A 25,308-nucleotide genomic window follows, 5' to 3' on the forward strand; every position below is an offset into this window, starting at 1 on the left:
TCGACACTGAGCCAATGTGGGAGCGGGCTTGCTCGCGAAGGCCGCACCTCAATTATCCGATTTTGCCCCAATCATCCAGAGCAACCCGCTGGACTTGGCCCTTTCATGACACAACCCCAGCACCTTGCGGCGCTCTTCGTTATCCATCCGGCTCCAGCGCGTGATCTCTTCCACTGTGCGCTGACACCCGGTGCAAATGTCATCGTCGTCCAGCGCACAGATATTCACACAGGGCGATAGGACCGGGCGTTCTGGCGTGCTCATGCTTCCTGCTCGACCAGATCGCGGGCATAACGCTGCGAGTTATGCACATAGTGCGCGGCGCTGGCCTCCAGCATTTTCTTTTGCGGTTCGGTCAACTCACGGACCACCTTGCCCGGCGAACCCATGACCAGCGAACCGTCCGGAATTTCCTTGCCCTCACCGATCAGCGAGTTGGCGCCGATGATGCAGTTCTTGCCGATCTTCGCGCCGTTGAGGATCACCGCGTTAATGCCGATCAGGCTGTAATCACCGACGGTACAGCCGTGAAGCATGGCGTTGTGGCCGATGGTCACGCCAGTGCCGATGGTCAGCGGGTAGCCCATGTCGGTGTGCATCACGGTGCCGTCCTGGACGTTGCTGTTCTTGCCGATCAGGATCAGCTCGTTGTCGCCACGCAGCACCGCGTTGAACCAGACGTTGGCACCCTCTTCCAGTTTGACCTTGCCCACCAGCACGGCATTGGGGGCGACCCAGCTCTGCGGATGGGTCTCGACACGGGCGTCGCCCAGGCGGTATTTCATCGTGTAGTCCTCAAGGCCAGGCAGGCTCACTGGTAAAAAAGCGGCTCTCACGCCATACGAACGATGGCTTCAGGTGTTGATAAAACTCTTGGGGGGCTGGTGCAGGCTGATCTCGGCGTCATAGAGCAGGTTGATCAACTCGACGATCATGATCGCCGTCAGGCCCCAGATCTTGTATTCGCCATAACGATAACTCGGTACATACCAACTGCGCCCCTGATAATCGATGCGATGGGTATGTTCGCGTGGGTCCATGCGGAAGAACTCCAAGGGAACGCTAAACACCGCAGCGATCTCGGCGTCGTTGGCCAGATACTCGACGAAATCCGGAATCACACCGACATATGGCGTGACCTTGATGCCGTGCAGGGAGATCAGCGGGCTCAACGGGCCGATCACTTCGACCAGCCCGGGCGGCAGGCCGATTTCTTCCTCGGCTTCGCGCAAGGCGGTAAAAATCAGGTCCGGGTCTTCAGGATCCCGTCGTCCGCCAGGGAAGGCGACTTCACCGCCATGGGTCGAGAGCCCGCTGGCGCGCAGGGTCAAAACCAGTTCCGGTTCATCACTGCGGGTGATGGGCACCAGTACCGCGGCCTCTGGGAAACGCTTGTCGGTTTCCAGTGTGCGTGGGGTGTGGTTGCTTACTCGATGCAGTAGCTCGTCCAGCATGAGTCTTCTCGATTTATTCTCTACCTCGCATCATGCACCAATCACACCGACCGCCCAACCCCCGAACTGCCGCGTGTCGCGAAACGACAACTTGCCGACAGACACCGACGCACGCCAAGATAGGTGCAGCATTCAGGAACCCAAGCATGAAATTTTGCAGTCAGTGCGGCAACCCGGTGACCCAACGTATTCCGGAAGGCGATTCGCGTCTGCGTTTTGTCTGTGACAGCTGTCACGCGATCCACTATCAGAACCCCAATATCGTCGCCGGCTGCGTGGCGACCTGGGGCTCGAAAGTGTTGCTGTGTCGACGCGCCATCGAGCCACGGCTCGGTTACTGGACCCTGCCCGCCGGCTTCATGGAGAACGGCGAAACCATCGAGCAGGCGGCCATTCGCGAAACGGCTGAAGAAGCCTGTGCGCGGGTGCGCAACCTGAGCATCTATACGCTGATCGACGTGCCGCACATCAGTCAGGTGCATGTCTTCTTTCGCGCGGAGCTGGTGGACCTGGATTTTTCCGCCGGCCCCGAGAGCCTGGAAGTGGCACTTTTCGACGAAGCCGACATCCCGTGGTCCGACCTGGCTTTCCGCACGGTGGGCCGTACCTTAGAATGCTTCTTCGCTGACCGGCGGATCGAGGTCTACCCCGTGCGGTCCGAGTCGATCCCGCCGCTTGCTCAGCCTGCCATTACTTGATTTCAGTTTCGGAATTTTCGCAGACGTTAAAAGATCGCAGCCTGCGGCAGCTCCTACAATAAAATAGCCGCGACACCTTTCAGGGATATCGTTTCAATGCGCTGGTTGCTTGCCGTGTTTTGCTTGTCGTTCGTTGCCCTGTCACAGGCTTCCGTTGCGGAGACCCTGGACGGCAAAGTCATCGAAAAAGTCCTGGTTCTCAAATCCACCCACCAATTGCAATTGATCAAGGACGGCAAGCCGCTCAAGACCTATCGCATTTCCCTGGGCAAACGTCCCAAGGGGCCGAAACTGATGGAGGGGGACAAACGCACGCCGGAAGGTTTCTACTGGATAGACTGGCGCAAGACCAGCGACCGTTTCAACCTGGCGATGCACATTTCCTACCCGAACATCAGCGACTCCGCCCGCGCCCGCCGTGAAGGCGTCGAGCCTGGCAGCATGATCATGATCCACGGTACGCCGGACACCGAAGACACCCCTGAAGACCTGTTCCACACCCTGGACTGGACCGACGGCTGCATCGCCATGCGCAATATGGACATGCGTGAAATCTGGAACCTGGTGCCGGACGGCACGATGATCGAGATTCGCCCGTAAGCCTGTAGCGAGGGAGCAAGCTCCCTCGCTACAAAAGTTATGTGCCGCTCTCTGGCTTCGTGTCTGACCGCTACCTTCGGTCGCCTTCGAAAAATAAATTCAAAAGATCGCAGCCTTCGGCAGCTCCTACAGGGTAGATACCATTCCCCCCCACAGGAGCTGCCGAAGGCTGCGATCTTTGCTTTAAAAATCCTCGCCACTAATACCACTTCAAACCGAAGAGCGTTTACGCCGCACAACAGGGCAGGCTTTCCCACGCCTTCAGCAAAGTACTGGCATTGACATGGTATTTAAGTGGTATTAGTTTTCGCTGCACCACCGGGCGACAACACTCCAATATCCGCATCGGACATCCCACATGAACGACCTCCAGGCCCTACGTCCTGACGACACCCAGCCCACGCCGTTGTACCTGCAACTGGCGCGCAATCTGGAAGCGGCGATCCATGCCGGCCAGTGGAAAGCCGAGCAGGCCATGCCGTCCGAGCGCAATCTGAGCGAACAGCTGGGCATCTCCCGCGTCACCGCTCGCAAGGCGCTGGAAGTGCTGTTCGAACAAGGGCTGATCCGCCGCAACCAAGGGTCCGGCACGTTCATCACCCCACGCCTGGAACAACCGCTGTCGCGCCTCTCGGGTTTCAGCGAAATGTTGCGGCTCAAGGGCTTCATCCCCGGCTCGCAATGGCTGGAGCGTGAAATCACCCCGCCGACCCACGAAGAACTGATCCGCCTCGGCCTGTCACCGAATGACAAGGTCGCCCGGCTCAAACGCCTGCGCAAAGCCGACGACACGGTGATGGCCATCGAGATGAGCACCCTGCCCGCCTCGATCATTCCCAGGCCGCAAGCAGTGGGCGACTCCCTTTACGAATACCTCGACGGCATCGGCAAACCGATCGTTCGCGCCTTGCAGCACATTCAGGCGATCAACGCCTCGGACGAATTCGCCGCGCTGGTGGGCATCGCCCCCGGCACCGCCATGTTGCTGATGACCCGGGTCGGCTACCTCGAAGACAACACACCGATCGAAGTCACCGACACCTATTGCCGCAACGACTACTACGACTTTGTCGCAGAGCTCCGAAGATAAAAGCTTCGTAGATAAAGCTTCGCGGCTAAAACCGAGACCCCATCATGTCCGAAGACAACATCCTCACCGCCGGCGGCTGGATACGCGGCCGGCTGATTCACGAACACGGCAAGGTCGTGTCGATCGAAGGCGTGCCTTGTGATCCGGCAGACAACGACCTGCCTTATCTGCTGCCAGGTTTCATCGACCTGCACGTTCACGGCGGCGGCGGCAAAGACATCATGGAAGGCGCGACCGCCTTCGAAACCATCACCCGAACCCACGTGCGTTTCGGCACGACTTCGTTGCTGGCCACCACCATGACCGCGCCGAGCGAAGAGATTTCGAGCGTGCTCAAAGCCGTCGGCGAATTCTGTGAGCGACGCCCCGGCGGCAGCGCCCGGGTACTCGGCGTGCACCTGGAAGGCCCCTACATCAACCCCGGAAAACTCGGTGCCCAACCGAATTTCGCCCACACCGCATTGATGGCCGAAGTCGAAGAATACCTGGCGCTGGCACCGATCCGAGTCATCACCATTGCCCCGGAAATCGCCGGTCATGACGCCTTGATCCGCGCCCTCAGTGCTCGTGGCGTGCGCATGCAAATCGGCCACACCCTCGGCAGTTATGAGGAAGGCGTGGCGGCGCTGAATGCCGGCGCGACCAGCTTCACCCACCTCTACAACGCCATGAGCCCGTTGCACCACCGCGAACCCGGCATCGTCGGCGCGGCGCTGGCCCATGCCAAATATGCGGAACTGATTCCGGATTTGCTACACGTGCACCCCGGTGCGATGCGTGTGGCCCTGCGGTCGATCCCGTGCCTGTATTGCGTCACCGATTCCACCGCCGCCGCCGGCATGCCCGACGGTGAATACAAGCTCGGCAGCCACACCGTGACCAAATGCCTGGGCGGCGTGCGCTTGCCCGACGGCACGCTGGCCGGCAGCACGCTGACCATGGATCAAGCCCTGCGTAATCTGGTGAAGATCGGTTTGCCGATCAGCGAGGCCTCACAACGTCTTTCGCAATTCCCCGCCGACTACCTCGGCCTCACTGAACGCGGACGCCTGCAACCCGGCGCCTGGGCCGACTGCGTGCGGCTTGATCGCTCACTCACACTGACCGCCGTCATGGTCGAAGGAGAAGACATTGACTTCAAAAATGCTTGATGAGGCGCTGTCCTCGTTCGAAGCCGTGCACGCGCAATTGCAGCAGCTCGACCCGCAGATGATTGAGATCGCCGGACGCCTGCGCCGTCAGCCGCCGCAAGTGGCGATGACTGTGGCTCGCGGCAGCTCCGACCATGCCGCCAGTTATTTCGCCTACCTGACCATGCAGCAACTCGGGATTCCCGTGGCGTCGATGCCGATGTCGGTGGTGACCATGCAGCAAGCGCCCTTGAAGGTCAGCGGGCAGGTGGCGTTCGCATTCTCGCAATCCGGGCAGAGTCCGGACCTGGTCAACAGCCTGCGTTTGCTGCGCAAGCGCGGCGCCTTGAGCATTGCCATGGTCAACGCCGAGAGCTCGCCGCTGGAAGCCGCGTGTGAGTTCAGCCTGCCGCTGTGCGCGGGGACGGAAAGCAGCGTCGCCGCGACCAAGAGTTTTATCGCCACCCTCAGTGCCAGTGCCCGCCTGATTGCGCACTGGAAACAGGACGAGGCATTGCTGGAAGCCGGCCTTGCGCTGCCGGAAGGTCTGCGCGATGCCGCCCGACAGGACTGGAGCCTGGCCATTGATGCACTGCGCGATTGCCAACGGTTGATGGTGATCGGCCGTGGCGCCGGTTTTGCCATCGCCCAGGAAGCGGCACTCAAGTTCAAGGAAACCTCGGCGATCCAGGCTGAAGCCTTCAGCAGTGCCGAAGTCCGTCATGGGCCGATGGCGTTGATCAACGAAAACTATCCGCTGCTGGTGTTCGCCCCGCGCGGCGCCGAACAGGCGGGTTTGCTCAGCCTCGCCGCCGACATGCGCCAACGCGGCGCCCGTGTGTTGCTGGCCGCACCGGATGACATCGCCGAACGCGACCTCACCCTGACTCGCGCCGAGCACCCGGCCCTTGACCCGATTCTGGCGATCCAGAGTTTCTATGTCATGGCCGCCGGTTTGGCAGTCGCTCGAGGCATGGACCCGGATCAACCACGGCATTTGAGCAAAGTGACCCGCACGCACTAAGCCCATAGCCACTGCCTACGGCGTTGATACGAACTGTTGTTTTTTAATGAGACCGAGCCATGCACAACAATAATAAAGAGCTGACCCTCAGCGCCCCGCTCAGCGGCCCGGTGCTCACGCTCGCCAAAGTCCCGGACCCGGTGTTCGCCAGCGGCGCCATGGGCGACGGCATCGCCATCGATCCGCTGAACGACACCCTTCATGCGCCATGCGCCGGTGTGGTGGTGCACGTCGCCCGCACCGGCCACGCCATCACCTTGCGCGCCGACAACGGTGCCGAACTGCTGCTGCACCTGGGCCTCGACACCGTCGAGTTGCAGGGCGAAGGCTTCTCGATGCTGGTCAAGGAAGGCGCGCGGGTCAGCAATGGCCAACCGCTGTTGCGCTATGACCTGGACAGGGTCGCGCAGCGGTGCAAAAGCCTGGTCAGCCTGATGATCCTGACCAACAGCCAGGACTTCCAGGCCCGGCCGATCACGCTGAAATCAGTGAAAGTCGGCGAGCCGTTGCTGCACATCATTCGTCGGCAGGCGTCGGGGGCGCAGGCTGAGGCGGACCTGTCCGGGGAAGCGATTGTCGGGCACATTCGTATCGCTCATCGCGGCGGGCTTCATGCTCGCCCGGCAGCGCTGATTCGCCAGACCGCTCAGGGTTTCAAAAGCAAATCGCAGCTGCACTTCGCCGGTAAATCGGCGACCTGCGACAGCCTGATCGGGCTGATGGGCCTGGCCGTCGGCGAGCAGGATGAAGTGCAGGTCAGTTGCCAGGGCTCGGACGCCGAAGCGGCGCTGCAAGCCTTGTTGATCGCGTTATCCACGGCGCTGGCCGAAGCCCCTCACGCGGTCGCGCCAGCACCGGTTACCCGCTTCAACCGGACGGCTGAAGCGGGTGTGCTGCACGGTGTCTGCGCCGCGCCCGGGCTGGTCAGCGGGCCATTGTTTCGCTTGAACGCCATCAGCCTGCCGGCGGATGCCGGCAGCCACGACCCCGCACAACAACTGCACGCCCTCGATACCGCGCTGGCCGTCGTGCGCAGCGAAATCGGCAGCACCCTGGCCCAGGCCAAAAAGCACAAGCACACTGACGAAGAAGCGATCTTTGCCGCCCACCTCGCGCTGCTCGAAGACCCGGCGTTGCTGGATGCGGCGAACGCGTCCATCGACCGGAGAATGGCCGCGACGCACGCCTGGAGCCAGTCGATCGACCTGCAATGCGAGGTGCTTGCGCAACTCGGCAGCCCGCTGCTGGCCGAACGAGCCAACGACCTGCGCGACCTCAAGCAACGGGTGCTGCGCGCCTTGCTCGGCGAGACCTGGCACTACGACGTACCGGCCGGCGCCATCGTCGCTGCCCATGAACTGACCCCGTCCGATCTGCTGCAACTCAGTCAGCAAGGCGTCGCCGGGTTGTGCATGGCCGTGGGCGGCGCGACGTCCCACGTGGCGATTCTCGCTCGCGGCAAAGGCTTGCCGTGCATGGTCGCGCTGGGTTCGACACTGCTGGATCAGCAACAGGGGCAAGCGGTGGTGCTGGATGCCGACAGCGATCGCCTGGAACTGCTGCCGACTGCCGAACGTTTGTCGCAAGTGCGCCAGGCACAACTCGACCATCAGCAGCGCCGCGCCGAACAACAAACCCAGGCACATCATCCGGCACTGACCCTCGACGGTTTGCACATTGAAGTCGCCGCCAATGTCGCTTCCAGCGCTGAAGCCGCCGATGCGTTGGCCCATGGCGCCGATGGCGTCGGCCTGCTGCGTACCGAGTTTCTGTTTGTGGATCGCAACACCGCACCGGACGAAGAAGAACAGCGCAGCGCCTATCAGGCCGTGCTCGACGCCATGGGCGACAAGTCGGTGATCATCCGCACCATCGACGTGGGTGGCGACAAGCAACTCGACTACTTGCCGCTCCCCGTCGAAGCCAATCCGGTGCTCGGTCTGCGCGGTATTCGCCTGGCGCAGGTCCGCCCGGAAATCCTCGATGAGCAACTGCGCGCGCTGCTGCACGTCAACCCGCTGTCGCGCTGCCGGATCCTGCTGCCGATGATCACCGAAGTCGACGAGCTGCTGCACATCCGCCAGCGCCTCGACGCCTTGTGTTCTGAACTTGGTGTGAGTGAACGCCCGGAGCTGGGGGTGATGATCGAAGTCCCGGCCGCCGCGTTGCTGGCCGAGCAACTGGCCGAGCATGCGGACTTCCTGTCCATCGGCACCAATGACTTGTCGCAATACACCCTGGCCATGGACCGCGACCACGCCGGCCTCGCGTCTCGCGTCGATGCGATGCACCCGGCGCTGCTGCGCTTGATTGCCCAGACTTGCGCCGGTGCGACCACGCATAAGCGTTGGGTCGGCGTGTGTGGCGCGCTTGCCTCCGATCCGCTGGCCACGCCGGTCCTGATTGGCCTGGGCGTCAGCGAGCTGTCGGTCAGCCCGGTGCAGGTCGGCGAAATCAAGGACCGCGTCCGTCACCTCGACGCCGCCGAATGCCGACGCATCAGCCAAAACCTGCTCAAGCTGAGCAGCGCCGCGGCGGTGCGTCATGCCTGTCACCAGCAATGGCCTCTGAGCTGAACAACAACAAAAAGAATCCAGGGAGATCCGCCATGTACCAATATTTCATCGAAGGCCTGCAACGCCTCGGCCGCGCGCTGATGCTGCCGATCGCGATCCTGCCGATTGCCGGCCTGCTGCTGCGCCTGGGTGACACCGACCTGCTGAACATCGCGATCATCCACGACGCCGGCCAGGTCATTTTCGCTAACCTGGCGATGATCTTTGCCATTGGCATCGCAGTCGGTTTCGCCAAGGACAACAACGGCACTGCCGGCCTCGCCGGGGTGATTGGCTACCTGGTGATGATCTCCACCCTCAAGGTGCTCGACGCGAGCATCAACATGGGCATGCTCGCCGGGATCGTCAGCGGCCTGATGGCCGGCGCGCTGTACAACCGTTTCAAGGACATCAAGCTCCCGGAATACCTGGCGTTCTTCGGCGGTCGGCGTTTCGTGCCGATTGTCACCGGGTTCGCCGCTGTCGGCCTGGGCGTGGTGTTCGGGTTGATCTGGCCACCGATCCAGCACGGCATCAACAGCTTCGGCACCTTGATGATGGAGAGCGGCAGCTTCGGCGCCTTTATCTTCGGCGTGTTCAACCGCCTGCTGATCGTCACCGGGCTTCACCACATCCTCAACAACATGGCGTGGTTCGTCTTCGGTAACTTCACCGACCCGACCACGGGCGCGGTCATCACCGGCGACTTGTCGCGCTACTTCGCCGGCGACCCGAAAGGCGGCCAGTTCATGACCGGCATGTTCCCGATGATGATCTTCGGCCTGCCCGCCGCATGCCTGGCGATGTACCGCAACGCCCTGCCGGAACGGCGCAAGGTCATGGGCGGGATCTTCCTGTCGATGGCGCTGACCTCCTTTCTGACCGGCGTGACTGAACCGATCGAATTCGCCTTCATGTTTCTCGCGCCGCTGTTGTATCTGCTGCATGCGCTGCTGACGGGCCTGTCGATGGCGATCACCAACCTGCTGAACATCCACCTCGGCTTTACCTTCTCCGGCGGCTTCATCGACATGATTCTCGGTTGGGGCAAATCCACCAATGGCTGGCTGGTGGTGCCGGTCGGGCTGGCGTATGCCGTGATCTATTACGCGGTGTTTGATTTCTGCATCCGTCGGTTCAATTTGAAAACGCCGGGCCGTGAAGAGGTCGCCACGGCCAAGAAAGCGGTGGTGCCTGAAAACGAACGGGCCGGGGCGTACATCAAGGCGCTCGGTGGCGCACAGAACCTGATTACCGTGGGCGCTTGCACCACGCGGCTGCGACTGGACATGGTGGATCGCAACAAGGCCAACGATGCCGAGCTTAAAGCGCTGGGGGCGATGGCCGTGGTGCGTCCCGGCAAGGGCGGAAGTTTGCAGGTGGTCGTCGGGCCGATGGCCGACAGCATTGCCGACGAGATCCGCTTGGCGATGCCGGCGCTGGGCCGCGCGCTGGTGTCCACACCACCGGCCACCATCGACACGGTTGCACCGGCCGCAGTGGCGACGCCGGAAGCACAGCAATGGCTGAATGCGTTGGGTGGCGGCGAAAATGTGTTGCAGATGGATTGCGTGGCCATGACCCGGATTCGTTTGCACCTGGCCGATGGCAAAGCGTTGTCGGAGTGTGATTTGAAAGCACTGGGTTGCCAGGGGGTCAGTCAGTTGGAGGGTGGCGTCTGGCACCTTTTGGTTGGCGGCAAGGCAGCGAGTCTGAGTGACGCGCTGGAGGCGCTGGTCAATCGCAGTGAGGTGAGTGCCAAGGTTTAGGCCTTGGCTGCCTGAAAGGCCGTCATCGCCGGCAGCCGGTCTCGCTCCCACAGAGGCCGGGGGCGTCAGCGGAAATCGGGGCGATTGGCAGGGCGTCATCGCCAGCAAGCCGGCGCCTGCGAGGTCTGCGTATTTCCGCGAGGATAGGTGGGCTGGCAGGCCGTCTTCGCCAGCAAGCCGGCTCCTACGAGGGCAGCGTATATTGGCGAGGATAGGTTGGCTGGCAGGCCGCCATCGCCAGCAAGCCGGCTCCTACAAGGTCAGCGTATTTCCGCGAGAACAGGTTGGTTGGCAGGACGCCATCGCCAGCAAGCCGGCTCCTACTAGGTCTGCGTATAGCCGCGAGAACAGGTCGGCTGGCAGGGCGCCATCGCCAGCAAGCCGGCTCCTACGAGGTCAGCGTATTTCCGCGAGAACAGGTTGGTTGGCAGGGCGTCATCGCCAGCAAGCCGGCTCCTACGAGGTCTGCGTATAGCCGCGAGAACAGGCCGGCTGTCAGGCCGCCATCGCCAGCAAGCCGGCTCCTACAAAAGCAGATCGGCATACACCCGCTTCTCACCACTCATCAGGCCGAGCGTTAGCTCGCCTGCAGCTCTTGATCTTGATCCACCCGCCCCTTCGGGAGGCTGAGTGGAGGTGTTCATCCGGGGAGTGGCGCGCAGCGCCGTTCGACGCAGTCGAACTCATCGCATGTAGGTGCCAGCGAAGCCAACCGGAGGGCGATGCCCCCGGATGAATGCCGGAGCGAAGGAACGCCGAGCCTTAGCGAGGGGCCGGACGCTCGGGGCGAGACCTTTTGGTTCCTTTTGGGGCGTTTGCCAAAAGGGACTCGCCGTAAGGGCGAAACCGCCAGCCGCCATTACCGCAGAAATGGATATGCACCACCCAGTCAACAAAAGCCTGGTCGGCCCAAAGGCCGCCACTACCTGTCCAAACCCTGAACACATACCTTGAATTACCCGCGACCATTGAAACCACCCCCCACCTGCCCCATCTAAGACCCATACCCCATTGCGCAGGTGCCCCATGAGCGACCAGCAAGAATTCCCCGAAGACCCGAGCGAATACGCCGACCCCGAGAACGCCGAACACCACTCCACCGGCAAAGGCCTGGCCCTGCCCGGCCACAACCTGCCGGACAAGGTCTACATCATCCCGATCCACAACCGCCCGTTCTTCCCGGCCCAAGTGCTGCCGGTCATCGTCAATGAAGAACCGTGGGCTGAAACGCTGGATCTGGTCAGCAAATCCGATCACCACTCCCTGGCCCTGTTCTACATGGACACGCCCCAGGAAGACCCGCGCCATTTCGATACCTCGGCCCTGCCGCTCTACGGCACGCTGGTCAAGGTGCATCACGCCAGCCGCGAAAACGGCAAACTGCAGTTCGTCGCCCAGGGCCTGACCCGCGTGCGCATCCGCACCTGGCTCAAACACCATCGCCCGCCGTACCTGGTGGAAGTCGAATACCCGCACCAGCCCACCGAGCCTACCGACGAGGTCAAGGCCTACGGCATGGCGCTGATCAACGCGATCAAGGAACTGCTGCCGCTCAACCCGCTGTACAGCGAAGAGCTGAAAAACTACCTCAACCGCTTCAGCCCCAACGATCCGTCGCCCCTGACCGACTTCGCCGCCGCCCTGACCTCGGCCACCGGCAGCGAACTGCAGGAAGTGCTCGACTGCGTGCCGATGCTCAAGCGCATGGAAAAAGTCCTGCCGATGCTGCGCAAGGAAGTCGAAGTCGCGCGCCTGCAGAAAGAAATTTCCGCCGAAGTTAACCGCAAAATCGGCGAGCATCAGCGCGAGTTCTTCCTTAAAGAGCAGTTAAAAGTCATCCAGCAAGAGCTGGGCCTGACGAAGGACGACCGCAGCGCCGACATCGAGCAGTTCGAGCAGCGCCTGGAAGGCAAGGTCTTGTCGGCGCAGGCGCAGAAGCGCATCGAAGAGGAAATGAACAAACTGTCGATCCTCGAAACCGGGTCGCCGGAGTACGCAGTCACCCGCAACTACCTCGACTGGGCCACCTCGGTGCCGTGGGGCGTGTACGGCGAGGACAAACTCGACCTCAAGCACGCCCGCAAGGTGCTGGACAAACACCACGCCGGCCTCGATGACATCAAGGATCGCATCCTCGAATTCCTCGCCGTCGGCGCCTATAAAGGCGAGATCAGTGGCTCCATCGTGCTGCTGGTGGGTCCGCCCGGCGTGGGCAAGACCAGCGTCGGCAAATCCATCGCCGAATCCCTTGGCCGGCCGTTCTATCGCTTCAGCCTCGGCGGCATGCGCGACGAAGCCGAGATCAAGGGCCATCGCCGAACGTACATTGGTGCGATGCCGGGCAAACTCGTGCAAGCGCTGAAAGACGTCGAAGTGATGAACCCGGTGATCATGCTCGACGAAATCGACAAGATGGGCCAGAGCTACCAGGGCGACCCGGCCTCGGCGCTGCTGGAAACGCTGGACCCGGAGCAGAACGTCGAATTCCTCGACCACTATCTGGACCTGCGTCTGGACCTGTCGAAAGTGCTGTTCGTCTGCACCGCCAACACCCTCGATTCAATCCCCGGCCCGTTGCTGGACCGGATGGAAGTGATCCGCCTGTCGGGTTACATCACCGAAGAAAAAATCGCCATCGCCAAGCGTCACCTGTGGCCGAAACAGCTTGAGAAAGCGGGTGTGTCGAAAGGCAGCCTGAGCATCAGCGACAGCGCGTTGAAGGCGTTGATCGACGGTTACGCCCGTGAAGCCGGGGTGCGGCAGTTGGAAAAACAACTGGGCAAACTGGTGCGCAAAGCCGTGGTGAAGTTGATCGAAGAGCCGAAAGCCGTGATCAAAATTGCTCCCAAGGACCTGGAGGCCTCACTGGGCCATCCAGTGTTCCGCAACGAACAAGTGCTGTCCGGCACTGGGGTGATCACGGGCCTGGCCTGGACCAGCATGGGCGGCGCAACCCTGCCGATCGAAGCGACGCGGATTCACACGCTCAATCGGGGTTTCAAACTCACCGGGCAACTGGGTGACGTGATGAAGGAGTCGGCAGAAATCGCCTACAGCTACGTCAGCTCGAATCTGAAGTCGTTTGGTGGTGATCCGAAGTTCTTCGACGAAGCGTTCGTCCACCTGCACGTGCCGGAAGGCGCCACCCCGAAAGACGGCCCGAGCGCCGGCGTGACCATGGCCAGCGCTTTGCTGTCCCTGGCCCGCAACCAGCCGCCGAAAAAAGGCGTGGCGATGACTGGCGAGCTGACCCTGACCGGGCATGTCCTGCCGATTGGCGGGGTGCGCGAGAAGGTGATTGCAGCGCGGCGACAGAAGATCTTCGAATTGATTTTGCCCGAGCCTAACCGCGGCAGTTTCGATGAGTTGCCGGATTATCTGAAGGAAGGGATTACCGTGCATTTCGCCAAACGTTTTGCGGATGTGGCGAAGGTGTTGTTCTGATAGTCATGTAGCGCCTGTTCGATAGCTTTCGCGAGCAAGCCCGCTCCCACATTTGACCGCGTGACTAGCTACAAATACGGTCGAATGTGGGAGCGGGCTTGCTCGCGAAGGCGTCTGCCCTGACGCCCAACATTCCCGCTGCCGTCACAATTTGTCTCATCTTCAGTTATGCTCGCCGTTCGTCGTGAATGCCGGAGCCACTGACCCTATGTCCCTCACCCGCCTGTTTGTCCCCCTCGCCCTCGCCTTGCTCACCGCGTGCGCCACGCAACCGAAACAGAACGTGACCGTGGAAAAACAAAGCGAATGCCCGGTGCAAATGAACAGTGGGCAAAACCTCATCCTGACCCTGCCAAGTAACCCGACCACGGGTTATCGCTGGGCGATCCAGGATTCGGCCGGTGGCGTGTTGCGCGCACTGGGGCCAGAGGTTTATCGAAACCCGGAAGATGCCGGCGTCGTGGGCGCGGCCGGCATGTCGACCTGGCGCTTTCAGGCGTTCGGTGCCGGTTCGGGGCGCTTGCGCCTGACTTCGCAACAACCTTGGGCCCCGGAAGTGCCGGCGGTGGAAACCTTCGACTGCGCGATTTCGGTTAACTGATCGTGGGCTGGCTGATTCTGGCGCTGATGGGCGCGGTGACTTTTCTCTACGGCCTGAGCGTGCACGCTGCGCTGCTTTGCCTGTTGGTGAAACCGTTGCCCGTGCTGGCGTTGCTCGGGTGGCTGCACGACGCGCCGCCCAGCGAGTATCGACGCTGGATCAGCCTGGGCCTGATTTTTTCCCTGCTGGGCGACGTGCTGTTGGCGTGGCCGGGGGATTTGTTCGTATTCGGCCTCGGGGCGTTTCTGGTGGCCCACCTGGCGTATCTGAAAGCGTATTTGAGTGATTGCCGGCGATTGGCGGTGTTGCCGTTGATCCTCGCGCTGGGCGTCGGCGCGATGCTGCTGGGGATTTTGATTGCCAATGGTCTGGGCCCGCTGCTGATCCCGGTGATTGTTTACGGCCTGGCCATCAGCGCCATGCTCTGGCGGGCGCTGGCTCGACTGGGAACCGATGTGCCCAAACGCTCGGCGCTGCTGGCGGCGGGTGGTGCGCTGGCGTTTGTGTTTTCCGACAGCGTGATTGGCATCAATCGGTTTGTCGCGCCATTTCATGCCGCGCCCTACGTGATCATCCTCAGCTATTGGCTGGGGCAATGGGGGATTGCGGCATCGGCGTTCGGTCCGAAACCGCATTCCACCTGAGAAAAAGATCGCAGCCTTCGGCAGCTCCTACAAGGGATCGCATTTCAATGTAGGAGCTGCCGAAGGCTGCGATCTTTTGATTTGGCGGTTTATCAGACAACCCGCGCATCCCCGCGCCAAGTTGGCTAAAATGCCGGCCTTTTCCACCTACGCCGCTGGAACCGCCGTGAGCAAAGAACCCGATCGCCTTTTCGCCCAGCCTTTGGCCCAGGTGCCCGACTTCGCCTTTAACGAGGACGTGGTGCGGGTGTTCCCGGACATGATCAAGCGCTCGGTGCCAGGCTATCCGACCATCGTTGAAAACCTCGGAGTGCTCGCCGCGCAATTCGCCCAGCCCAATAGCGTGCTTTACGACCTCGGCTCGTCCCTCGGCGCCGTGACCCAAGCCTTGCGCCGTCACGTGCGCACCGACGGCTGCCGGGTCATCGCTGTGGATAACTCCGCCGCCATGGTCGAACGCTGCCGCGAATACCTCAACGGTCAGGATTCAATGTTCCAGGAGTTGCTGCCGGTCGAAGTCATCGAAGGCGACATCCTCGCCCTCGACTTCCAGCCTGCTTCTGTCGTGGCGCTGAACTTCACCCTGCAATTCATCGCCCCCGACCAGCGCACCGCATTGCTCTCGCGCATCCGCCAGTCGCTGTTGCCCGGTGGTGCGTTGATCCTCTCGGAAAAGCTGCGTTTCAACGACCCCGAAGAACACGCGCTGCTCACCGACCTGCACGTCGCCTTCAAACGCGCCAACGGCTACAGCGAGCTGGAAATCGCCCAGAAGCGCAGCGCCATCGAAAACGTCATGAAGCCCGACAGCCTCGAAGAACACCGCGAGCGCCTGCTGGCCGCCGGGTTCTCGAAAGTCGTGCCGTGGTTCCAGTGTCTTAACTTTGCCTCGTTGATTGCCTTGCCATGATTGATCTGTCCCCTCTCGCCCGCCGTCTGGCCGGCACGCCGCTGGCCGAATGGGCCAACACCCTGCAGGCGCAACTCGACAAGAAAATGGAAAAGGGTCACGGCGATCTGGAGCGCTGGCAGAGTGCGCTGGACGCCTTGCCGAAGATCCAGCCGAGCGAGGTCGATCTGCTCAACGGTCTGACCCTGGACACGGCTTGCGACGACGCAACCCGCGCGCAGATGCGCACGGCGCTGATGGGGTTGTCGCCATGGCGCAAGGGCCCGTTCGACTTGTTCGGCGTGCACGTCGATACCGAATGGCGTTCGGACTGGAAATGGTCGCGCGTCGCTCCGCATCTGGACCTGAAGGGCAAACGCATCCTCGATGTCGGCTGCAGCAATGGCTACTACATGTGGCGCATGCTCGGCGCCGGTGCCGACAGCGTGATCGGCGTCGATCCGAACTGGCTGTTCTTCTGCCAGTTCCAGGCGGTTCAGCGCTACTTGTCCGAGCCCAACGCCTGGCACCTGCCGTTCCCTTTCGAGGATCTGCCGCCGAACCTCGAAGGTTTCGACACCGTGTTTTCCATGGGTGTGTTCTACCACCGTCGCTCGCCGATCGAGCATTTGCTGGCGCTGAAGGATTGCCTGGTCAAGGGCGGCGAACTGGTGCTGGAAACGCTGGTGATTGAAGGCGATCAGCAGCAGGTGCTGGTGCCGGAAGATCGTTATGCGCAGATGCGCAACGTGTGGTTTTTGCCGTCGGTGCCGGCGCTTATGCTCTGGTTGCGGCGCGCCGGTTTCACGGACGTGAAGTGCGTGGATGTCAGCGTGACGACCGTCGAGGAACAGCGCGGGACGGAATGGATGAAGTATCAGTCGTTGAGCGACTTCCTCGATCCGGAAGATCACAGCAAGACGATTGAAGGGCTGCCGGCGCCGATGCGGGCCGTCATCGTCGCCCGCAAGTAAACACCATCTCCCTACCGCTGGAGATCAAAATGTGGGAGCGGGCTTGCTCGCGAAAGCGGTGGATCAGTCAACACGTCTGTTGAATGTTAATCCGCATTCGCGAGCAAGCCCGCTCCCACATTAGTTTTGTGTTCAGTCTGAAGGCTTGGCTCTTCGGGCCTTGAAGAACTCGCTCAAAACAGCCCCACACTCCTCCGCCAACACCCCGCCTTCATACAACACCCGATGATTCAAAAAGCCTTGGGTAAAGAACTGCCCCTGACTCTGCACAATCCCTGCCTTCGGCTCTAAAGCGCCATACACCACCCGCGCAATCCGCGAATGCACGATCAAGCCGGCGCACATGCTGCACGGCTCCAGCGTCACGTACAGCGTACTGCCCGGCAGGCGATAATTGCTGGCCGCCAGCGCCGCGGCGCGGATGGCGACCATCTCGGCATGGGCACTCGGGTCGTTGCCGCTGATCGGGCAGTTGAAGCCGCGACCGATGATTTCACCGTCCTGTACCAGCACTGCACCGACGGGCACTTCGCCGAGCGCCGCACCTTGTGCGGCCAGCGCCAGGGCTTCGCGCATGAAGTCGCGATCACGACTGCGATCGATGATCGCGGCGGGACGAATCTGACGCATCATGCCACCTCGATGGCGGCCATCAGGCCGGTTTCCATGTGGTCGATCACATGGCAATGGAACATCCATACCCCAGGGTTATCCGCCACCAGCGCTACTTGTGCACGTTCGTTCTTGCCCAGCAAATACGTGTCGGTGAAATACGGAATCACCTTGTGCCGGTTCGACGCGATCACCTTGAAGCTCATGCCGTGCAAGTGAATCGGGTGCTGATATTGAGTCATGTTTTTCAATTCGAAAATGTAGCTCTTGCCCTTCTCGAGCTTGGCAATCGGGCGGTCGGCGCAGGTCTTGTCGGTGATGTCCCAGGCCTTGCCGTTGATCTGCCACAGGCTTGGCGGCTTGCCGTTGTCGACGTTCACCGACACCGAGCCGACCCATTCGAAATTGAAGTTGAGTTTCTCGGCATTGGCCAGGTCCGGCTCGGCCACTGGATTGGCGGGCAGCGCGGGCGGCCATTCGGTGGGTGCCTCAGTATTGGCCACGGAGCGGAATGTGCCCAGGCGAACCGGGCCATTGCGCAGGGACAACTCTTCACCGGCGGACGGCGCCTTGATCGCCAGGCAAATGCGCATGCCCGGACCGAGCCAGTATTCCTTGCCCAACGGGCGCGGATCGATGGGGTTGCCGTCCAGCGCGTAGATCTGCGCTTCGACGCCGGGAATGTTGAGGCGATACGTCAGCGTGTTGTCGAGGTTGAGCACGCGCACCCGGGTGATCTGCCCGGCAGGCAAGTCGATCACCGCTTGCGAGACACCATTGATGGTCGACAGGCGCCCTGCCGTGCCCCCTCGGGCCGCTTCGCGAGGAATGCTGAACGCGACGAACGCACCTTCTTCATCAACGTGCCAGCTCTTGAGGCTCAGGGTCTTTTCGTACTTGAAACCGGTCGGCTCGCGTTCCTCGACGATCAACGGGCCAACCAGTCCGCGACCGAGTTCTTCGCTGCTGTTCACGTGCGGGTGATACCAATAGCTGCCGGCATCCGGCACGCGGAATTTGTAATCGAAGTATTCACCCGGCAACACCGGCAGTTGCGAGACGTAAGGCACGCCATCCATTTCCAGCGGCAGGCGGATGCCGTGCCAGTGAATGGTGGTCGCCACCGGCAGGTGGTTGATGAAACGCACCCGCAGCCATTCGCCCTGACGCACGCGCAACTCGGTGCCCGGCGCCGACGGGCCGAACGCCCAGGCTTCGGTCTTGTGCCCGGCCACCAGTTCGACGTCCAGTGGCGCGGCGATCAGCTCATAGTCGTGGCCCGCATCGGCGTCGGCCATCTTGCCCAGCCAGTACCGCGACGCGCCCCCCGCTCCGACACCAACGACAACAAGACCGGCCAGGCCACCGAGGATTTGGCGACGGGTAAAGGACATGAACTCAACTACCTCACGTATCAGCGACAGGCACGGGAGCCTGTAAAAGGCGAATACGATACACCTGCGGTTGAGAAACAGTAAGGGCGGCGCGGCGACAGGTCACACCCGGATCCGGACTGGCCATACCTCAGGCATATATATGTAGTGCACCGCTTGCGAGGAAACGGGCAATTATCTCTGTCTGTTTGTGAATACCCGGGATTCCTGTCCCAATTTCTCAAGGAGCGAGAAATGAACACACCTGAAACAATATCCCCGTCCCTCCTCCCGAATCCGGCCGACGAGCGATCTCTTAAAGCGCTGGTGCTGCCTTTTACCGAAGCCTGCCCCGACATGCATGCGATGGCCCATGAAGTCGCACAGGGCATACTCGATAAACATGGAATCAACGGCATCGACCCGGACAAAGTCTGGTGGCACCGCTTCGACAACGTATCGGTCAGCAGCACCAAGGCTTTTCTGGGCTGGGAACGTTATCCAAAACCCTGCAAATCGCTGACCCTGCCGCAACTCGTCGCCCAGCGATTCCGCCTCAGTGATCAGGAAGATCCGGGCATGCCGGATGGTGATGGTGGCTTTTACAGCGAAGGCCCACACGCGTCTGTTTTTAACGAAACCAACGAAATACGGATGTACCCCAGAGACGTTCTGAAGGACTTCTGGGCCCTCAACTTCAGCCAGAGCTACCGAGAAAAAATGGAGCGCTTCTGGCCACTCCATTCGGACGACTTTCGTACCCTGGCCAAACTCAACTTCCTGGTGCAGGCGCTCGACGAACACGACGGGGCTCGACTGAACAACGAAAACCTCAAGACCGTGATCAAAGCCGTCGCTGGCAATGTGTCCTGGCCGGTCAGCCTCGACATGCTGCAAAAGCAGGCGACGACCGTGGATGGATTACGCGTGTGTGCACTGAATATCGGGGGTTATCAGGCCACTGACATCCTGTGCATCACCGACCGCAACGGCGTGAGCATTCTTTACACACCCGGTGAAACCCGAACCTTCCACATCTTTAACACCCCGCTGGATTTCCATTGGTGGTTGCTGCTGCAAAACAACTTTGCAGACAACCGCGCGCGATTCATGAGTCATTTCCCGCTGTCTGCGCAACAGCAGGACGACGGCAAAATCGGGCTGAATGCCACGATCGATCTGCTCTACACCACGTGGGGCGCCTACGATCACCACCTGATCAATCAAAACGCCGAGCCGATCACCGGCGATGTGTTCAGCTGGTTGCGAGACTCGGTGAAGGCGCGCATGTACAGCGATGCGGACCTGTCCCTGCATTCCAACGGACAAATGCGAAAAAAGATGTGGATCGGTTATCTGAACGCATTTGCTCACGTCTTCGGCTCGATGGCCGGTCTTGGATGGCCTGTGGCACTGGCTGCCGTTGGCGCGGGTATTGCCGATATGGGCTTGAACATTGACCAGGCGATCAACGGCAGCACCAAGGCCGAGCGCAAGGCGGGCGTCGGGGGCGCCATTTCCAGTGGTATCGAAACCCTGTTCAACCTGCCTTTCCTGCGCGGGGCAACCGAGCTTGCCGAAGTGAGTGAAGCCAGCGAAACCTTCAGCCCACAGGAAAACGTCATCGAACCGGTCAGTGAAGGACGGGGCGACCCTTCGGGCATTCCCCCCATCGCCCGACTCGCCCCCGGCCCGGCTTATGCCGAGCAAGGCGTGGAATTGCTGTCATCCTTCGAAACCAATGAAGTGCTGGACGGCTTGTCGCCCATCAGCGAGGAAGGCAAGTTCGCGGGCATCTATCAGCCACCCAGCGGTGGCAACTACGTCATGATCAACGACAGTTACTACCTCGTACGCTACGTCGAGGCATTGAAAACCTGGGTCATCATTGACCCGACCAACCCGTACTCGTTTTATCGCAGCCTGCCCGTTCGACTGGACGCGGCGGGAGAATGGCAACCCATCAACCGTCCGGGCCTGTTCGGTGGTGGCAAATTTGACGGGTTATGGCCGTGGGGCCATGACAGCACCGCACTGCCGGACATCGACAGCCCGCCCAGCGCCTACGATATGCCGCAGGCCTCGCGTGAACAGCTCAAAGAGCTCGCCCGAGGGGGAGGAAGCAAATACGACCTAAAAGACTACACCGCCAACCTGCCCAAGCCTGACGGCAGCAATCCGGTTGCCGATTTCAAGGCCATGCGCAAGACCCTCTACCGGGACGCCATGGCTTTCTTCGAATCCAATACTCTGCCCGCCAGGCCCGAGATCCCTTCCCTGCCAGCCCGTCTGCCCAACAAGGACCTCATCAAGAAGCTGTATCGCCTGATCTCAGGGCTGGTGGTGGGTGAGAGCCATTCAAGCGTTGCCAGCAAACAGTTCCTGATCGAAAACATGGAGGTGCTGAGCAAGCAAAAGGTCAAGACGCTCTACATGGAGCACTTGCTGACCGACTTTCATCAGGCCGATCTGGATGCCTTCAACCGGACGGGGACGATGTCCGAAGATCTCGAGCGCTACCTGAAAACTCTGGATCAAGGGCACGGCACCGACCCCAGTGGCCAATTCACGTTTCTGGAAGTGGTCAAGGCTGCCCGCAGAAGCCATATCCGGATACAGGCCATTGATTGCATGGCCAGCTACAGGAGCACCGGAATGACCGGTGTCGAACCTGACTTTCGGCAAAAAATGATGAATTTTTTTGCCCACGAAGTGATCAGCGCCGATCAGACTGCCCGAGGTGCTCATCGCTGGGGCCGCTGGCCAGTGTCAAAGGTGATCTGCGCTTGCAACTGGATACACCGCCCAGTGTTGCGCTGGCTGAAACCCTGGATAAAGCGCTGCTCAATACAGGTGATTGCGCGGTGATGAACGTCGATCACAAACCCACGCTGATTCATCGCAGCAGTGACCGCTCGATCGTTCACACACTGATCCAGCGCGACCATGGCTCCTTCTACATTGACCGCCCCAAATGGCCGACCATCAGCGGTCGGCGCTACCCCAGCCTCTCGGAGTTCTCCGCAGCGCTGAGGCTCATGGGTCTCAAACCCGTCCAGGTCGCAGGTTCCTGATACGCAAAAGGCCCCGTGAACTCACATTCACGGGGCCTTTCAGGTGTTACGAACGATCAGTCAGACAGACAGGGATCATTCCCACTCAATCGTCGCTGGCGGCTTGCTCGACACGTCGTAAGTGACGCGGGAGATGCCTTCGATTTCATTGATGATGCGGCCGCTGACGGTTTCCAGCAGTTCGTAAGGCAGGTGAGCCCAACGCGCGGTCATGAAGTCGATGGTTTCCACGGCACGCAGGGCCACGACCCAGGCGTAACGACGGCCATCGCCGACAACGCCAACCGATTTCACCGGCTGGAACACCACGAAGGCCTGGCTGACTTTGTGGTACCAGTCGGCCTTGCGCAGCTCTTCGATGAAGATGTGGTCGGCGCGACGCAGCAGGTCGGCATATTCCTTCTTCACTTCACCGAGGATGCGCACGCCCAGGCCCGGGCCCGGGAACGGGTGACGGTAGACCATGTCGTACGGCAGGCCGAGTTCCAGGCCCAGACGACGGACTTCGTCCTTGAACAGCTCGCGCAGGGGTTCAACCAGCTTGAGGTTCATTTCTTCCGGCAGGCCGCCCACGTTGTGGTGCGACTTGATCACGTGAGCCTTGCCGCTTTTCGCACCAGCCGACTCGATCACGTCCGGGTAGATGGTGCCTTGGGCGAGGTACTTGATGTTGTCCAGTTTGTTGGACTGGGCATCGAAGACGTCGATGAAGGTACGGCCGATGATCTTGCGCTTCTTCTCTGGATCGCTTTCGCCAGCCAGGTTGTTCAGGAACTGGTCTTCGGCGTTGGCGCGGATGACCTTGACGCCCATGTTCTCGGCGAACATGGCCATCACTTGCTCGCCTTCGTGCAGACGCAGCAGACCGTTGTCGACGAAGACGCAGGTCAGCTGGTCGCCGATGGCCTTGTGCAACAGCGCGGCAACCACCGAGGAGTCAACGCCGCCGGACAGGCCGAGCAGTACGTTGTCGGTGCCGACCTGGGCGCGAACCTGAGCGATGGCGTCTTCAGCAATCTTCGACGGCGTCCACAGCGCTTCGCAGCCGCAGATGTCGAGGATGAAGCGCGACAGGATGCGTCCGCCCTGCTTGGTGTGGGTCACTTCCGGGTGGAACTGCACGCCGTAGTAGCCGCGAGCATCGTCGAACATGCCGGCGATCGGGCAGCTTGGGGTGCTGGCCAGGATGTGGAATTCCTGTGGCATCTTGGTGACTTTGTCACCGTGGCTCATCCATACGTCGAGGCCGAACAGGCCATCGGCGTCGATGTGGTCTTCGATGCCATCGAGCAGGCGGCTCTTGCCGACTACGTCAACGCGGGCGTAACCGAACTCACGCAGTTCGGAACCTTCAACCTTGCCACCCAGCTGTTCAGCCATGGTCTGCATGCCGTAGCAGATGCCGAAGACCGGTACGCCCAGGTCAAAAACGGCTTGCGGGCAGCGAGGGCTGTTGGCTTCGTGCACAGACTCGGGGCCGCCGGCGAGAATGACGCCTTTTGGAGCGAATTCGCGAATCGCTTCTTCATCCATGTCGAAAGGATGCAGTTCGCAGTACACGCCGATTTCACGCACGCGGCGGGCAATCAGCTGGGTGTACTGGGAACCGAAATCGAGGATCAGGATGCGGTGAGCGTGAATGTCGAGGGCCATGATTCAGTCTCGTCTAAGTAATTCAGAAACAGTCGTGATTCAGAAACAACTCGGGGCTGAATAGAACAGCCCCGGGTTACTTAACGTTTTGCTTGAAGCCTCAACCTACGCGGTAGTTTGGCGCTTCTTTGGTGATCTGTACGTCGTGGACGTGGGACTCGGCCATGCCTGCGCCGGTGATCCGCACGAACTCAGGCTTGGTGCGCATTTCTTCGATGTCGGCACTGCCGGTGTAGCCCATCGAGGAACGCAGGCCGCCCATCAGCTGATGGATGATGGCGCTCAGGGTGCCCTTGTACGGCACACGTCCTTCGATACCTTCCGGTACCAGCTTCTCGGCACCCGCGGAGGAGTCCTGGAAGTAACGGTCGGAGGAACCTTGAGCCTGGGACATGGCGCCCAGCGAACCCATGCCACGGTAAGCCTTGTACGAACGACCCTGGAACAGTTCGATCTCGCCTGGCGCTTCTTCAGTACCGGCGAACATCGAGCCCATCATCACGCAGGAAGCACCGGCAACGATGGCCTTGGACAGGTCACCAGAGAAACGGATACCGCCGTCGGCGATCAACGGAACACCGGTGCCTTCAAGGGCAGCGGCAACGTTGGCGATGGCACTGATTTGCGGGACGCCGACACCGGCGACGATGCGGGTGGTGCAGATCGAGCCAGGGCCGATACCGACCTTGACGGCGTCAGCGCCGGCTTCGGCCAGCGCCTTGGCCGCTGCGCCAGTGGCGATGTTGCCGCCGATCACCTGCACTTCAGGGAAATTCTGTTTGACCCAGCGAACGCGGTCGATCACGCCTTTGGAGTGACCGTGTGCGGTGTCGACCACCACCACGTCAACGCCGGCATTGACCAGGGCAGCGACGCGGTCACCGGTGTCTTTACCGGTACCGACGGCAGCGCCAACGCGCAGACGACCTTGATCGTCCTTGCTGGCCAGCGGGTAAGCCTTGGCTTTTTCGATGTCGTTGACGGTCATCATGCCTTTGAGGGCAAATTTGTCGTCGACGATCAGCACGCGTTCGATGCGGTGTTTGTGCAACAGCTCGCGAACGTCGTTCTTGTCGGCGCCTTCCTTGACAGTGACCAGACGCTCTTTAGGCGTCATCACTTCGCGGACGGTGGCTTCCAGACGATTTTCGAAACGCACGTCACGGGAAGTGACGATGCCGACCAGATCGCCATTGTGCAAAACCGGAACGCCGGAAATATTGTGCATGCGGGTCAGTTCGAACAGATCACGAACCGTGGCGTCAGCCTCGATGGTGATCGGATCCTTGACCACGCCGGCTTCGAACTTCTTGACCTTGCGCACTTCGGCAGCTTGCTGCTCGATGGTCATGTTCTTGTGGATAATGCCGATGCCACCTTCCTGAGCCATGGCAATTGCCAGACGGGCTTCAGTAACGGTGTCCATGGCGGCAGAAACCAGAGGAATATTCAGCTCGATGCCACGGGTAAGGCGGGTCTTGAGACTGACTTCGTTAGGAAGCACCTCGGAATAACCAGGCACTAGGAGAATGTCGTCGAATGTCAGAGCTTCTTGGCTGATACGCAGCATCGCGGGGGCTCCCGAGCGGGAAAATGGAAGCGCGCCATTATAGTCAGACACCCCCTCGGGTTCAATGTAAAACTCTGTCTATTATCGATGCGGTGATCGACGGGTGATTTGAAGAGCATCGCCAGCAAGCCGGCTCCAACATATCCGGCGTGAT

Annotated in this window: 21 protein-coding genes; 14 read left to right on the forward strand and 7 right to left on the reverse strand. The window is 60.9% G+C overall.

The annotated features are described in order from the left end of the window. Positions 1-48: 48 nt before the first annotated feature. From FBY04_RS05220 to FBY04_RS05230, 3 genes are all read right to left on the reverse strand, one after another. The gene (locus FBY04_RS05220) at positions 49-264 is read right to left on the reverse strand and encodes a DUF1289 domain-containing protein (RefSeq protein ID WP_084321874.1); all 216 of its coding nucleotides are present in this window, start codon (positions 262-264) and stop codon (positions 49-51) included. Then, entirely contained in the window at positions 261-785 is a 525-nt protein-coding gene (locus FBY04_RS05225) for a gamma carbonic anhydrase family protein (protein ID WP_084321873.1), read from the reverse strand. The genes FBY04_RS05220 and FBY04_RS05225 overlap by 4 nt, the downstream gene beginning before the upstream one ends. Positions 786-854: 69 nt before the next feature. Next, positions 855-1,454, reverse strand: coding sequence for a CoA pyrophosphatase (locus tag FBY04_RS05230; RefSeq protein ID WP_145314710.1), 600 nt, complete (start codon positions 1,452-1,454; stop codon positions 855-857). Positions 1,455-1,600: 146 nt separating this feature from the next. Between FBY04_RS05230 and FBY04_RS05235 the strand changes: the two genes are divergently transcribed. The 12 genes from FBY04_RS05235 to cmoB all read left to right on the forward strand — a co-directional run bounded on the left by FBY04_RS05235 (position 1,601) and on the right by cmoB (position 16,872). Next, positions 1,601-2,152 (forward strand): NUDIX hydrolase, encoded by a 552-nt coding sequence (locus FBY04_RS05235; protein WP_084321871.1) that lies wholly within the window; start codon positions 1,601-1,603, stop codon positions 2,150-2,152. Between the two features lie 96 nt (positions 2,153-2,248). Beyond that, positions 2,249-2,752 carry a murein L,D-transpeptidase family protein gene (locus FBY04_RS05240; RefSeq protein ID WP_084321870.1) on the forward strand — a complete coding sequence of 168 codons (504 nt, stop codon included), beginning with the start codon at positions 2,249-2,251 and terminating at the stop codon, positions 2,750-2,752. A gap of 358 nt (positions 2,753-3,110) precedes the next feature. After that, the gene (locus tag FBY04_RS05245; RefSeq protein ID WP_084321869.1) at positions 3,111-3,842 is read left to right on the forward strand and encodes a GntR family transcriptional regulator; all 732 of its coding nucleotides are present in this window, start codon (positions 3,111-3,113) and stop codon (positions 3,840-3,842) included. Positions 3,843-3,886: 44 nt separating this feature from the next. Beyond that, on the forward strand, positions 3,887-4,993 hold the full coding sequence (nagA, locus tag FBY04_RS05250; protein WP_084321868.1) for an N-acetylglucosamine-6-phosphate deacetylase: 1,107 nt from the start codon (positions 3,887-3,889) through the stop codon (positions 4,991-4,993). Beyond that, positions 4,986-5,996 carry an SIS domain-containing protein gene (locus FBY04_RS05255; protein ID WP_084321867.1) on the forward strand — a complete coding sequence of 337 codons (1,011 nt, stop codon included), beginning with the start codon at positions 4,986-4,988 and terminating at the stop codon, positions 5,994-5,996. The genes nagA and FBY04_RS05255 overlap by 8 nt, the downstream gene beginning before the upstream one ends. Before the next feature lie 59 nt (positions 5,997-6,055). Then, entirely contained in the window at positions 6,056-8,572 is a 2,517-nt protein-coding gene (gene ptsP, locus FBY04_RS05260) for a phosphoenolpyruvate--protein phosphotransferase (RefSeq protein WP_145314711.1), read from the forward strand. A gap of 32 nt (positions 8,573-8,604) precedes the next feature. After that, complete coding sequence (gene nagE, locus FBY04_RS05265) at positions 8,605-10,320, forward strand: N-acetylglucosamine-specific PTS transporter subunit IIBC (protein WP_145314712.1); 1,716 nt, start codon at positions 8,605-8,607, stop codon at positions 10,318-10,320. 1,026 nt (positions 10,321-11,346) lie between these two features. Beyond that, the gene (gene lon, locus FBY04_RS05275; RefSeq protein ID WP_084320804.1) at positions 11,347-13,764 is read left to right on the forward strand and encodes an endopeptidase La; all 2,418 of its coding nucleotides are present in this window, start codon (positions 11,347-11,349) and stop codon (positions 13,762-13,764) included. Between the two features lie 208 nt (positions 13,765-13,972). After that, on the forward strand, positions 13,973-14,365 hold the full coding sequence (locus FBY04_RS05280; protein ID WP_084320803.1) for a protease inhibitor I42 family protein: 393 nt from the start codon (positions 13,973-13,975) through the stop codon (positions 14,363-14,365). 2 nt (positions 14,366-14,367) lie between these two features. Beyond that, a complete protein-coding gene (locus FBY04_RS05285) occupies positions 14,368-15,009 on the forward strand; it encodes a lysoplasmalogenase (RefSeq protein WP_178118257.1) in 642 nt (213 codons plus the stop codon). Between the two features lie 130 nt (positions 15,010-15,139). After that, complete coding sequence (gene cmoA / locus FBY04_RS05290; protein WP_174602671.1) at positions 15,140-15,919, forward strand: carboxy-S-adenosyl-L-methionine synthase CmoA; 780 nt, start codon at positions 15,140-15,142, stop codon at positions 15,917-15,919. Further along, a complete protein-coding gene (gene cmoB / locus FBY04_RS05295; protein ID WP_145314715.1) occupies positions 15,916-16,872 on the forward strand; it encodes a tRNA 5-methoxyuridine(34)/uridine 5-oxyacetic acid(34) synthase CmoB in 957 nt (318 codons plus the stop codon). Before cmoA ends, cmoB begins: the two co-directional genes overlap by 4 nt. Positions 16,873-17,004: 132 nt before the next feature. Here cmoB and tadA read toward each other — a convergent pair whose 3' ends face one another. Together tadA and FBY04_RS05305 are read right to left on the reverse strand one after the other, a co-directional pair. Then, a complete protein-coding gene (gene tadA, locus FBY04_RS05300; protein ID WP_084320809.1) occupies positions 17,005-17,502 on the reverse strand; it encodes a tRNA adenosine(34) deaminase TadA in 498 nt (165 codons plus the stop codon). Next, a complete protein-coding gene (locus FBY04_RS05305; RefSeq protein ID WP_145314716.1) occupies positions 17,502-18,878 on the reverse strand; it encodes a multicopper oxidase family protein in 1,377 nt (458 codons plus the stop codon). The genes tadA and FBY04_RS05305 overlap by 1 nt, the downstream gene beginning before the upstream one ends. A gap of 234 nt (positions 18,879-19,112) precedes the next feature. Between FBY04_RS05305 and FBY04_RS05310 the strand changes: the two genes are divergently transcribed. Beyond that, positions 19,113-21,725, forward strand: coding sequence for a membrane-targeted effector domain-containing toxin (locus FBY04_RS05310; RefSeq protein WP_256666763.1), 2,613 nt, complete (start codon positions 19,113-19,115; stop codon positions 21,723-21,725). Further along, positions 21,725-21,931 carry a hypothetical protein gene (locus FBY04_RS32620; protein WP_256666764.1) on the forward strand — a complete coding sequence of 69 codons (207 nt, stop codon included), beginning with the start codon at positions 21,725-21,727 and terminating at the stop codon, positions 21,929-21,931. The genes FBY04_RS05310 and FBY04_RS32620 overlap by 1 nt, the downstream gene beginning before the upstream one ends. 75 nt (positions 21,932-22,006) lie before the next feature. On the opposite strand, the gene guaA is transcribed toward FBY04_RS32620, so the two are convergent. Both guaA and guaB read right to left on the reverse strand, forming a co-directional pair. Continuing rightward, a complete protein-coding gene (gene guaA, locus FBY04_RS05315; RefSeq protein ID WP_145314717.1) occupies positions 22,007-23,584 on the reverse strand; it encodes a glutamine-hydrolyzing GMP synthase in 1,578 nt (525 codons plus the stop codon). A gap of 100 nt (positions 23,585-23,684) precedes the next feature. Further along, complete coding sequence (gene guaB, locus FBY04_RS05320) at positions 23,685-25,154, reverse strand: IMP dehydrogenase (RefSeq protein ID WP_084320793.1); 1,470 nt, start codon at positions 25,152-25,154, stop codon at positions 23,685-23,687. Positions 25,155-25,308: the final 154 nt, after the last annotated feature.

This window comes from Pseudomonas sp. SJZ080 (genome assembly GCF_007828295.1).
GTDB lineage: Bacteria > Pseudomonadota > Gammaproteobacteria > Pseudomonadales > Pseudomonadaceae > Aquipseudomonas > Aquipseudomonas migulae_A.